Source organism: Chloroflexus sp. (assembly GCF_034432675.1).
GTDB lineage: Bacteria > Chloroflexota > Chloroflexia > Chloroflexales > Chloroflexaceae > Chloroflexus.
Genome location: NZ_DAOUBI010000252.1, coordinates 30895 through 43567, shown reverse-complemented (window position 1 = coordinate 43567; position 12673 = coordinate 30895). Strand labels below are relative to the sequence as shown.

The 12673-nt window shown below is 54.2% G+C and carries 9 protein-coding genes; 3 read left to right on the top strand and 6 right to left on the bottom strand.

The features are described 5' to 3' along the window. Nucleotides 1-294 precede the first annotated feature (294 nt). Entirely contained in the window at nt 295-1575 is a 1281-nt protein-coding gene (locus VAE55_RS18970) for an NAD(P)/FAD-dependent oxidoreductase (protein WP_322817283.1), read from the bottom strand. Then, complete coding sequence (locus VAE55_RS18965) at nt 1556-3016, bottom strand: NAD-dependent succinate-semialdehyde dehydrogenase (RefSeq protein WP_322817282.1); 1461 nt, start codon at nt 3014-3016, stop codon at nt 1556-1558. Before VAE55_RS18965 ends, VAE55_RS18970 begins: the two co-directional genes overlap by 20 nt. 249 nt (nt 3017-3265) lie before the next feature. On the opposite strand from VAE55_RS18965, the gene VAE55_RS18960 reads away from it, so the two are divergent. Beyond that, nucleotides 3266-5365: an NAD(+) synthase gene (locus tag VAE55_RS18960; RefSeq protein ID WP_322817281.1), complete on the top strand. Its 2100-nt coding sequence runs from the start codon at nt 3266-3268 to the stop codon at nt 5363-5365. Nucleotides 5366-5820: 455 nt separating this feature from the next. Continuing rightward, nucleotides 5821-6570: a class I SAM-dependent methyltransferase gene (locus tag VAE55_RS18955; protein ID WP_322817280.1), complete on the top strand. Its 750-nt coding sequence runs from the start codon at nt 5821-5823 to the stop codon at nt 6568-6570. 65 nt (nt 6571-6635) lie between these two features. Here VAE55_RS18955 and VAE55_RS18950 read toward each other — a convergent pair whose 3' ends face one another. Next, a complete protein-coding gene (locus VAE55_RS18950; protein ID WP_322817279.1) occupies nt 6636-8105 on the bottom strand; it encodes a hypothetical protein in 1470 nt (489 codons plus the stop codon). A 213-nt stretch (nt 8106-8318) separates the two neighbouring features. On the opposite strand from VAE55_RS18950, the gene VAE55_RS18945 reads away from it, so the two are divergent. Next, the gene (locus VAE55_RS18945; protein WP_322817278.1) at nt 8319-8792 is read left to right on the top strand and encodes a carboxypeptidase regulatory-like domain-containing protein; all 474 of its coding nucleotides are present in this window, start codon (nt 8319-8321) and stop codon (nt 8790-8792) included. Here VAE55_RS18945 and VAE55_RS18940 read toward each other — a convergent pair. Genes VAE55_RS18940 through VAE55_RS18930 form a run of 3 tightly spaced genes read right to left on the bottom strand, consistent with a single transcriptional unit; the run spans nt 8789 to nt 12520 of the window. After that, the gene (locus VAE55_RS18940) at nt 8789-9982 is read right to left on the bottom strand and encodes a glycosyltransferase family 4 protein (protein ID WP_322817277.1); all 1194 of its coding nucleotides are present in this window, start codon (nt 9980-9982) and stop codon (nt 8789-8791) included. The genes VAE55_RS18945 and VAE55_RS18940 overlap by 4 nt on opposite strands. A 10-nt stretch (nt 9983-9992) precedes the next feature. Next, the gene (locus VAE55_RS18935) at nt 9993-11252 is read right to left on the bottom strand and encodes a polysaccharide pyruvyl transferase family protein (RefSeq protein ID WP_322817276.1); all 1260 of its coding nucleotides are present in this window, start codon (nt 11250-11252) and stop codon (nt 9993-9995) included. Next, nucleotides 11249-12520: a lipopolysaccharide biosynthesis protein gene (locus VAE55_RS18930; RefSeq protein WP_322817275.1), complete on the bottom strand. Its 1272-nt coding sequence runs from the start codon at nt 12518-12520 to the stop codon at nt 11249-11251. The genes VAE55_RS18935 and VAE55_RS18930 overlap by 4 nt, the downstream gene beginning before the upstream one ends. Nucleotides 12521-12673 lie beyond the last annotated feature (153 nt).

Genomic DNA, 12673 nt, shown 5'->3' with positions numbered 1-12673 from the left:
CTGGTATGCCCATCCTCCGTGTCGCTGTGGTGATAGAAGGGAGCACCTTGGGTGACGATCTATCCGCGTGCATCCACCTTACCCGCGTCCATCCGTGTTCCAGCCCTCCCCCGTCGCGCTCAACGACCCGCACCGCTGTAGTGACGTAAGGTGGCAACTTGGATTAATAATACTGTGATGCCCGTGTCGCATAGTTTGGTATGCGGCAGCCATACCTCCGCACCAACTGCGCACAATACCTGGTGTGGGTCTTACCGGTCAACCTGACAGTCACGAGTAGATTGCTGCGTTCTCTCACCGTAGACACTCTTGCGCTGCCCGCCGACCACTGTCAATTGCGCCGTGGACTGTTTGCGGGTTGCTGTCGAACGCGGTGGCTTCACCGGCAAAATGCAGCGATCCTTCTGCTGCGGCCAGTGCCGGTCGTGCCCAAGCCGTTCCCGGCGGCAGATGGGCATAGCCACCTCTGGCAAAGGGATCGTGCGCCCAACGATAGCGGCGACACCCGGTACACCGCCTGACCACATCGTCACGGCCCAGGATGCGGCTGAGTTCGGCGAGTCCCAGCGTTCGCACTGTATCATCGGGTAAGCGGTCAAGTATTTCGGCCCGACTGGCCGTTACGTAACAGCAGATTAGGGGCGCACTCAGATCGGGATGGGCCGGCGTCCACCAGCGGGCAAACAGGCCGCCGTGCGCAGCGTAGGCAAATCCGGCATCCCACAGCGGCTCATCGAACCAGAAGAAGTGTTTGGTGGCCGGTAAGGTGCGAAATGCGGTTATTGCCGCCTGTTTGGAAGCGGAAAGTGGCGGATCAAACCGAATCATCCCGGCAGCCAGCACTGCTACCGGTACTGTGATGATGCAGTGGTGCGCCCGCAAGATGCTGGCCAGCGTTTTGACCTGAACTTCATCAGCCTGATGAAGGATCGCGTGTACCGGCGATCCCAGGCGGATGTCAAGGTCTTGTGCTAGCCAGTTCAGCAGAGTATCGTAGCGTTCACGCAACCGGAATTCGCGGGGGCCGGCGCGATCGCCGCGTATTTCACGGGCCAGATCAACACAACTGAGCGTTTCCAGCTCAGCGCAACAGGTTTGCGCCAGGACAACATCGGCAATCGGTAGCCTGGCCGGGTCAAATCCGCGCAGCATCAATTCGGCGGCCAGGGAACGATCGGCAGCGTCATCAGCGTACTGTGTCGCCAGCTTATGCCACACATCCCGTGCCGCAGTGATTGTCTGCCGAGCCGGGTCTGTGGCCGGCAAATCCTGAACTAAGCGTGCAGGCGTGCCCCAACGCAACCCGTTGTAACGGTCAACCTCGTCAAGGGTCAGCCCGGCCATGTGCGCCAGCGCTACCGTACTGGTGTGCTCACCGTGGATCAACTCGGCCCCTAACTCGATTGGATAGGGGCCGCAGCTCCGTTCTGTCCAGACGCGACCTCCGATGCGTGGCCGGGCTTCAACAATGGTTACCCGCGCACCGGCGTTGTGCAAGGTGCGGGCCGCCGTCAGACCGGCTGCACCGGCGCCAACGACGACCACATCACATACATCAGATGCCAATCGAGACATACTTGATATCCAGATATTCGTCAATACCGGTTGGCCCGCCTTCGCGTCCGATTCCACTCTGCTTGACACCGCCAAACGGAGCCTGTGCTGTCGAGGGAATGGGATCGTTGATACCGATGATCCCGTATTCCAGCCCCTCCGCCAGACGCCAGACCCGACCAACATCGCGGGTGAAGGCGTAAGCTGCCAAGCCATACGGCGTGTCATTTGCCATCCGAATCACGTCTGTCTCGTCGTCGAAGGGAATGAGTGGGGCAACCGGGCCGAAGGTCTCTTCACGGGCAACCAGCATATCGCTGTGCGCATCAAGCAGCACCGTCGGCAACCAGAAATTGCCGCCGAGCGGGGCAGGTCCGCCGCCAACCAGAACCCGTGCACCGGCAGCAATCGCGTCGTGAACGTGACGTTCAACCTTCTGGCGGGCCTGATCATCGATGAGCGGGCCAATGTTGACCCCCGGCTGTAAGCCATCACCAACCGTCAGGCGGTTGACTTCAGCCGCAAACCGTTCGGCAAAGGCCGCATAGATAGGACGCTGCACAAAGATACGATTCGCACACACACAAGTCTGACCGGCATTACGGAACTTCGAGGCTACTGCGCCGCGAACCGCAGCATCGAGGTCGGCATCAGCGAAGACGATAAATGGCGCATTTCCGCCCAATTCCAGCGACACCCGCTTAAGGGTGTCGGCTGAGCGGCGCATCAGCTCTTTGCCAACCTCGGTGCTACCGGTAAAGCTAATCTTGCGCACGCGAGTATCGGCGAAGACCGTATCGGCGAAGGGGCGTGGGTCCTGACAGGTCAGGATATTGATCACGCCGGGTGGAGCACCGGCCTCGCTGAAGAGTTGACCTAGCGCCAGGGCCGAGAGCGGAGTCTGCTCGGCAGGCTTACAAATGACCGTACAACCGGCAGCCAGGGCCGGCCCCAGCTTGCGGGTTATCATCGCACTCGGAAAGTTCCAGGGTGTAATCATCGCCACTACACCCACCGGTTGACGTAACACCAGAATCCGTTTGGCGTTGGTCGAAGCGGGAATCGTCATGCCATAGATACGTTCGGCTTCACCGGCAAACCAGCTCAGAAAACTCGCAGCGTATGCGATTTCACCGCGGGCCTCGGCCAGTGGCTTACCTTGTTCGAGGGTCATAATAGTGGCGAGTTCTTGCTGCCGGTCAAGCATCATCTGCGCAACCCGCCGCAACAAGGCGGCCCGCTCACCGGCTGGGGTGGCTGCCCAGCCCGGCTGAGCGGCTACGGCTGCCGCAATTGCAGTTCGTGTCTCTTCGACGCCAGCGTTGGGGACATAACCCAACACTGTGCCATTTGCCGGATTGATCACCGCAAACGTTGCCCCATTGTTTGCATCACGCCATTCGCCATTTATCAGCAGACGCAATGGCAGCGTTGACAGCACGTCCTCTGCGGTTGCAGTCATCGCTCACTCCTTTCTCAACGGCACCTTCGGCGAACAGAATAACCAGTTTTCGGGTAACCTGTGCTTCTTCTATTGTACAGCGTTTGCCCAGAGAGTATACTAACAGTGGTATCGATAGTGGCGACGGGTGAACAAGGGCTGATCGCAAGCTAAATTACCTTGCTGTCAGGCCGACACTGTGTTCAGGTAACGGTGATCCTGACAGCACACTAATCTGTTCATGATCCGCAACATAGCCGTGGAGATAGTATGCAACCATTCTTCTCGATCTACCGCCACCATCTGGCTCGACTGGCCGTGGCTATCCCCGCAGTACGGATTGCCGAACCGGTCTTCAACGCTGAACGAACGATTGCTCTGGCCCGGCGTGCGGCGGCTGAAGGGGCTATTCTGGTACTGTTCCCCGAACTCGGCATCTCGGCCTACAGCAACGATGATCTCTTTCAGCAGTCAACCCTCCTCGATGCGGTTGAGCAGGCACTACTCACGATTGCTGCGGCGGCCAACGACATCAATGCCCTGCTGCTCGTCGGCGCTCCCCTTCGGCACGAAGGCCGGCTTTTCAACTGTGCGGTAGCCATCTACCGCGGACAGATTATTGGCGTTACGCCGAAGAGTTACTTACCGAATTACCGGGAATTTTACGAAAAACGCTATTTTGCCGCTGCCCGTGATGCCATCGGTGACACTATCCAACTGGCCGGTCAGAACGTACCGTTTGGCACCGATGTAATCTATGACGTTACCACGCTGCCCGGTCTTGCTGTGCACGTTGAAATTTGTGAGGATTTGTGGACGCCACTCCCGCCTAGCACCTTTGCGGCGCTGGCCGGCGCGACGATTCTCTGCAACCTGTCGGCATCAAACGTCACAATTGGCAAAGCTGATTACCGGCGGGCGTTATGTATGAATCAATCGGCGCGCACCCTTGCCGCCTACCTCTACTCGGCTGCCGGGCCGGGTGAGAGTACGACTGACCTGGCGTGGGATGGACACGCGCTGATCTGCGAAAACGGCGAGCTGTTGGCCGAGTCGCAGCGCTTCTACGACGAGGAACAGATCATTCTTGCCGATGTCGATCTGGAGCGCCTGCTCCAGGAGCGTGCCCGCCAGACCAGCTTTAGCGACAGTATTGGCGACCACCGCTCACACGTGCGTCACATGCGCCGTATCCCGCTCGCTATCACCCTGCCGGTTGTGACCGACTTGCGGCGCAGTGTTGCCCGCTTCCCCTTTGTGCCCAACGATCCGGCGACCCGTGATGAACGCTGCTACGAAGCCTACAACATCCAGATGCACGGTCTCATGCAGCGCATGCGCAGTGCTGGAGTGGAAAAAGTGGTGATTGGTGTTTCGGGCGGCCTCGACAGCACCCAGGCGCTGATCGTCGCGGCCCGCACGATGGATCGGCTGGGGTTACCGCGTCAGAATGTCCTGGCCTACACGATGCCCGGCTTTGCGACTAGCAGCCAAACCCGCCGCAACGCGCACGCGCTGATGACAGCGCTCGGCGTGAGTGCACATGAAATTGACATCCGCCCCTCGGCGTTGCAAATGCTCCGCGATCTGGGTCATCCGGCAGGCGAGGGCGCAGCCGTTTACGACGTCACCTTCGAGAATGTGCAGGCCGGCGAACGAACCTCGCACCTGTTTCGCCTCGCCAACTACCATAACGCGATTGTCGTCGGCACCGGTGATCTGAGTGAATTAGCACTCGGTTGGTGCACCTATGGGGTGGGTGATCAGATGGCGCACTATAACGTCAATGCGTCAGTGCCGAAAACCCTGATTCAGCACCTGATTCGCTATGTCATCCGTAGCGGTGAATTGGGAGATGAAGCCAACCGGGTGCTAGAGGCAATTCTGGCGACTGAAATCTCGCCTGAGCTGGTACCGGCTTCGAGCAGCGACGACAAACCGACGCAACGCACGGAAGAGATGATCGGGCCATACGTGCTTCAGGATTTCAACCTCTACTATATCACCCGCTACGGCTTTCGTCCGGGTAAAGTTGCCTTTCTCGCTATGCATGCCTGGGGTGATGCCGACGTTGGTGCCTGGCCAGAGGGGCTACCGGCAAACGAGCGGCGCACTTACGACCTGCCGACCATCCTGCACTGGTTACGGGTCTTCCTGTTCCGCTTCTTCCAGATCAGCCAGTTCAAGCGGTCGGCCATGCCCAACGGTCCCAAAGTCGGCTCCGGCGGCTCGCTCTCGCCGCGCGGTGATTGGCGAGCACCGAGTGATGCGCGGGCAACGGTGTGGCTGGCGGAGCTTGATCAGGTGGTGGCGGAGGTGAAAAAGGATTGGGATAGGTGGAATTCGGGATTGCACCGATCTGACGCATGAGAAAGCGAGATCATCACAAGCGTAGCGAAAGTTGGTGTCATCTACGCGAAGCTATCACACTGTACCACGACGAGTCTGGGCAAGACGGCATATAGTTCATTCGATGATCGATCAACAGGCGGGCAAAGGATACCTTCACGCAGATGTAGGATATTTCTGCATTCCATAGTGAAGGGCATTGGGGAAGTTTAGAATAGTACGGTTGCATCACAATACATATAATAATGATTAGGGTCTCTGCCCAGGGCAACTTAGAACCTATCCGAAACATCGCTTCTGAGACACTTTTCGTAGGGCGAGATGCCATCTCGCCCCACTTTTCGGATAGGCTCTTAGGGCTTATCCGAAAACGCTCCGTGGGAATCCTGCCAATGCTTGGGCGAAGATAGTACTGCCGCCTTCCCTGCTATCATGCCACGGATAGGCGCTTAGAATTCTACGCAAGGTGCTACGTGATGTCATTTGTTACAACGGCACGACGCTGGCTAGCCACGAACTCTTCACGGGTTTACTTAGAACGCTTTCTACAACAAGCTGCCCGCCAACTACCGCCAGGTAGCCGTGTGCTTGATGCGGGTGCCGGAGATTGTCGATACGCTGGCCTGTTTCAACATACCAACTACGTAGCCGTCGATTTTGCGAAAGTGGCAAAGCCATACGGTGCACTTGACGTCATTGCTGATCTGGTTCATTTACCATTTCCATCCGCGTATTTTGATGCGATTATCTGCACCCAGGTGCTTGAGCATCTGCCAAAACCGCAGATTGCATTGGGCGAACTACACCGACTGCTGCGTCCGGGCGGAAAGTTATGGCTTACCGCGCCGCTCTACTACGAAGAGCACGAGGTGCCATTTGACTTTTATCGCTACACCCGATTTGGTCTCGACCATCTGCTTTCCGCTGTCGGTTTTCAGATCACATCACTCACACCGTTGGAAGGCTATTGGGGAACCCTGGCCTACCAATGGCGCTCGGCAGCGTATCAGTTACCCTGGATACTGCCCTCCTCGTATGGCAATCCTATCGTGCGACTTGTTTCAATACCTTTTCTGATCACCATGAAACTGATGTTAGCAAGCGCGAGTGTGTTTGCCACGCATGTCGACCTGCGGTATTACGATACCTCACGCTGGCATTGTAAAAATTACAAGGTAGAAGCGTATAAACCAGATAGACCCCACAGGGCCTTACAGCAACAGTAGGTGTAAACAAAGAGCGCGGCACACATGTGCGTGCCGCGCTCTCACTGTCCCTTTAGCCTATCAAATTAGTTGATTGGAATAGCGTTGTAGTCTTCGGCGACAATATCTGCCGGGTTCGTTGCCGAGTTTGCCGATGCAACACGAACAACGGCGACAATCTGACAACCGGTTCCGGCACATTCAATTGTCGCACTGCCACCAAAGCCACCGATGTAGCCAAACTCCGCAAGGTCGGCTGTCGTCTTGCCTGCCGCAGGTGTGGCAGCGAAGGGGGTCGAGTTCGTCTTCTGACCAGAGTTGATAGAGGTGATCGTGTGGGTGCCAATTAGATTACCATTCAAATCGTAGTATTTGACCGTAATGGTGCCTGAAGCACCCGAACCGACATTCTGAATGGCAATAAATGCGCGTTGTCGGTTACCGGGGTTAATATCGAAGCGGGTTTGTGTCCAACGCACATATGGTGCTGCCAGCTTGCTGGCACCGGCAGACGCACCAACGAATGCGGTGGCCAGTGCGGCGTATGCCGGGCTGCCTGAAAAGACCTTACCAATGGCGACAATCGGTGCGCCCGAACTGGTAATGGTTGCTGAGCCACTAAAATTACTCGGGATACCGGAGGCACTGCATGTCTGGAAGCTGAATTTCGCGTTAGCCGGAATATTTGCGTTTTGACTTGCAACTGTATTGTTGTTTGTATCTTTATACGTCACAATGACAGTTGCTGGAGTTGTGGTGCTAGTGTTCTGCACAGCGTAGGCAGAGCGCTGCTGAGTGCTACCAAAATTGCAGAGGGCGCTTGGCATGTAGACCGTATTGCTCCCCTGGGCAACACCTTCAAACGCGCTCACTTTGTAAGAAGTATCGGTTGTTGCTTCAATCGCCGTAGCCACGACTTTACCGCTGGCTTGAATGGTTGCTGAGCCATTAAAGTTTGTGCCGAGCTGGCTGATGGTACCGGCATCGAAGAAGCGCGCGGTACCGACGGGCAACGCAAAGGTGTCGGTGTAGGTAGGCGTGGCTGAACCAACGGCAAAAAATCGCAACGTTACGTTAACATTTGTTGTGTCAGCATTTTGGATTGAGAACTTGGTGGTCTGATTAAACGTATTCTTCAACACCGTTGCAATCAGAACGTTGTTGCTACCATCATTGCTACCAAAGCCATTGGACAGGGGGCGATTGCGTACACTTGCATTCTGTGGCAATTGCACAACCGTCGCCACAATTGGCTGATCCGAGGAAATGACCGCCGAACCCTGCCCGGAAAAGCCGCTCAGCTCGTTTGTTGAGCCAACATTGAGCGATGCACCGGCATTAGCAGCAAGAGTGCGGTTGAATGAAATTGGCGTACCGCCCGATGTCGGGTAAAAGGTAAACGTAATGTTTGCGGTAGCGGTGCCGACGTTCTGGTACGTAATGGATGTGATAAAGTTGGTGTTGTAAGCACTACCTTGGGCACTCACCGGAAACGCAGAATGAGTTGCCAAGAGTAGTGTACACATTGCTAAAAGGATGTTGACCACACGACGCATAGCTATCTCCTCTCTTGAACTGATATGATCGTTCGGTCGTATCATACTGTTGCTGCGCAGGATTAGCGATACTACCAACAGGTTATTTGCGCTACTCGCTTTGGGTAATAGGCTTGCACTGAGCCTTGATTGCAAGTAACATTAGCGATACGAGATCGCGCTGGTTGTGCTTGTGTAAAAATGGAAGAAGCTACGTTCTTCTGAGATAACAAGATGTATTCGCTCGTTGCCAATGATGAGGTGGAGGGAGCCTTGCGTACCATTATCGTCTTGTGCCTGTTGTTGAGCTTGACCGCTTGCACCACAGCTCAACCTACACCCACGCCCACTGATGAATTAGTCATTCCAACCCCGGTAAGCGGACAGGCTGTTGTTTATGGTCGGGTACTTTCCAGTATTACGGGACAACCAATCTATCGAGTTCGGGTGGCTTTCGCGGAAGTGATTCGCAATGGTGAAACGGCGATCTTTGTCGATGACGCTGCCTTTAGTCCTTTCGCCGAAACTGACACCGATGGTCGTTTTGTGCTGCCTGATTTGCCACCCAAAGAGTACGTTATTGTCATCGGTGACCCGTTTGGCCTTAATGATGTGGTGCGTAATCCTGATGGATTACCAAAGGTGTGGAACATCGAAGCCGGTCAGCAGCTTGATATTGGCGAGGTGCGGGTTAATATTGGGGTCTAATACTTTTGGGTTATTGGCTTGTTTTGGGATATTAATGAGCGATACAGCCGTTCATATTGTCGCGCCGCAGCGGTGATCGAGAATTGTGCTGCTCGTTTGTGGGCAGATGCTGCTAATCGCTGCGCCAGCCCAGGATCGCTGATTAACCGGATCATTGCTTGCGCCAGTGCCGGTGGATTCTGCGGTGGCGCGAGCAAGCCGGTTTGTTCGTGTACCACAAGTTCACGTGTGCCGGGAATGTCAGTTGCCACAACGGGTGTGCCAATAGCCATCGCTTCCAGGATGACTGTTGGTAGTCCTTCCCATAGCGATGCTGAGAGCAGTACATCAAGACTGGCGATAATATCAATTGTATCGGGACGCGCCCCCAGCCAGAAGACTGCCTGAGACAAACCAAGAGCGATAGCTTGCTCCCTAAAGCGTTGCGGCTTTTCGCCGTAGCCATCTCCAACGATAATCAGTACAGCGTGGGGTAGCTGCTCGCGTACCAGCGCAAAAGCCTGCAAGGCAGCGGGGATACCTTTCTGTTCGGTCAGCCGTCCGACTAACCCAAAGAGGGGAATATTGGGATGTAACCCCAATTCCTGGCGAATGTTTGTCCCGCGTCGCTGCTGAATTATCCGCTCAATGTCAATCCCATTATTAATTGCCCAAATCGGTTGTCGGGTCATGCGCACCAGGAGATGGTGACGTACATTGTCAACAATCGCGCTCGATACACCAACCTGCACAGTGGCAAGGAATGGATAAAGCATTGCGGTGGCTAATCGCAATGGTGGATGATTGGGAAATTCGCAGGTGGTATGACAGGTACGAATCAAGGGGATAGACCAATTCGTTAATCGTAGGCCCATCCCAATCACACCGGCATATTCACCATGAGCATGAATAACGTCGGGTCGCAGACGTTTCATTAACGGGCGAAGATTCGTTAGTGATTGCACTACGGCGTGTGTCATGCGGGGATTGTAAGGCGGGCCATAATGGACCTCGATCCCATCCTGACGTAATTCGGTCTCCCACTGTTGTTCAACCGGTCGTTCAAAGCGCCACAGACAAACCATCTGTACGCGAAATAGCTGCCTATCTAGCGCCTGTGCTAGCCGGATACTGTAGAGTTCCAGCCCTCCGCCCAAGTCACCTACAATCAGTCCGGGTATCAATTGCACCACACTGATTCGCTTGTCCATAGTCCGACTTTTATGCCTTTCCATATCGATTGGCAAGTTCATGCTGGAGCACTTGCTGACGTGAACGAGCTGTCGCGATATAGGCTTTGATGTGCTCAGGCAGTCCTTCGCGCTGCAAGCGGCAAAATGCCTGCCAGAGATCTGCAATGTTCACATGTTGAATGTCAAGACAGCGATCAGGTAAACCCATATCGGATAGAATGCCGATACTCTTGGTCAGATAACCAATCGACAGGGCTGGTACGCCGGCATTTGTTGCCAAAATAAAAGAGTGAAGGCGGGTTGCGACAAAGTAATTCATGCACCCGTAAAGTGCCTGGAGCAGTGCCGGGTGAATGGGTTCATTGAGCATCACGACTCGTGCTTGATGTCGCACCTTGTGATACAGCCGCATATTGACCAGTCGGTCATCTTCTTCCCGACTAGGGCCACAGGTCTGGGCAAAGAGGACGACTACCGCTCCCTGCTCAGTTAGACGATTGATGAACTCAACTAATGTCTCTTCATAGTGTTGTTGTTGTCGAAAGTGTGAATTTTGGCCCTGCCAGTTGATTGCAGTAATACCGACGTACATTGTTACTGCGTCGGGTACTGATAGTCGCCAACGCAACCATGCCTCGGCCACTTCGCTGGGGGCCGAGGGAAAGGCGAATGCCAGATCTGGTTCGTAGCGTGCTTCTTTTGCTCCCAAATCTTGTGCGCGGCGGAGCGAGATTGACTCACGGGTGAGCACCAGATCGGCTCTGGCTACAATTTGCCTCGCCAGCCAGACTTGCAATGGATGATGGAATGGTCCAATGGATTGTGGCAGCATAACCAGCTTGCGCCGCATTACAAGTGCACTGAGGCTCAGGGCAGAGGCAAAGGTAAACCAGTGGTAGAGATACCCGCCACCACTTGCCACAACCAGATCGGCTGAGGCCAGTTCTGTGAGCAAGGCGTGTTTTTGAGGGTCGCGGAATACTCGGATTGGCTTGCCTGTCCAGCGTATCAGTAGTGCGCCGAGTAATAAGAGCAAAAGGTAGCCTCCGCGAACAAGCCGTGGTGCGTTCCACGATTGTCGGTGCTGGTTGAGTTCAACCCCCCAGGCTGGTGGTGCAGCGTAGATTCGATAGGTTGGGAGTAGTGCCCGGGCAAGTGCTGGCTCGTTGAAGGTTAAGCTAATATCAGCTTGCGGGAAAGCCTTGTGAAGCAGATTGAGAGTCTGGAGCAGAATTGCATAATCACCGGCATTTAACACTGAGTGATTATTGATCAAAACGATCTTCATATGCGTGTCTTGTGCAGTGTGTAGAGTGCTCCGATCCAATAAAACACACAAAGTGCTAGCTCAACCGCTATATATGCTGAGGTTGCACCTGTGACACCGAACGTTGGGATGATGATCAGTCCCAGGAGGAGGCTGAGGATGACAACAATACTCTGCATAACAACGCGTAAGCGTTGTGCGCTTAGTGCCAGCATAATGGCAACGGCAACGAAACTGAGAGATTTGAAGAGCGGCACAACGCTAAGTGGTGTCAGCAAAGGAATGACTGCTTCGTATTTATTGCCGTAGATGAGGCGTAGCAGGTCAGCGCCAAACCACCAAAAACCGAGCAAGGCAATGATTCCATAACAGGTAGCTAAACCAAATATGCCGAAAATTATATGATACCTCTGTCGTCGTTCAATGTTTTGACGACTCAATAGAGGTAGGCTCACATTGAACATTGCCATAGGTACCAGAAAACTCATAGTGATGAGATTGATCGCAGAGCGAAATATACCAACATCTACATCACTGGTAAACAATGCCAGAATAGCGATTTGGGCCTGAGAATAGATATTTGCCAGTACATCGGCTAAAACAAAAAAACCGGCACTCCGTATCAACTGCCCCAATCGTAGAGGCCGCCATGCGCCACGCCAGTGGTTGGCCAGTAGTATTGCCGCAATTATCAGGACAGTACCACTTACAATGCTCTGGCCGACAACCAGTGTCGCTACCTGGGGTGACCAGTTCATCAACAGAAGTATCAGCACCACTGCCAGCAAGGCGTCGAGACTCTGCAAAACAGCGACCACTCCATTTCGGCTGAGGGCATGGAACATTACATAACCGGTATTAAGGTAATTCTCGGCAATGATGCCGAGCATACCGATGATGACGAGCCAACTGAGATCACTCTGGTTCCAGGCCACTACTAATGCCCCAATGAGGATGCTGGCTGCACCGAATTTCAGGACTAGCAGGCGACGAGCATTGAACGATAATAGGCTGGGGTCACGACCACCTTCGCGGAGTAACCACGTGTCAAACCCAAGCCCAAGCAGGTTTGACATCAAGGTCAGAGTGGTAACCAGTGTCGCATATTGGCCATACAGGGCTGGCCCGTCAAAATAACGAACGAGGAGAATACCGGCAACTGCGCTGAGGATCCTTCCCAGAAGTGAGCCAGCAGCTACCGCTACAAAACCTCGAATGAGGATGAGCATTGCTGGTGAGGTGACATGGTGTAAGTGGTGTTTGATCGCAATAAGTTTAGGTGATGTCATTATTATTGTCTGATGTGTTGCTCAGTAAATCTTCGTTTCGGTTTGAGAGGTTTCTTTGAGTTCCGGTTGATAAATTCGATAAGTAAGTTTTGTCAACATTGTTATTAAAACATATTTGTATGTTATTAATAATGTTTGGTTTTTCCTTTTAAA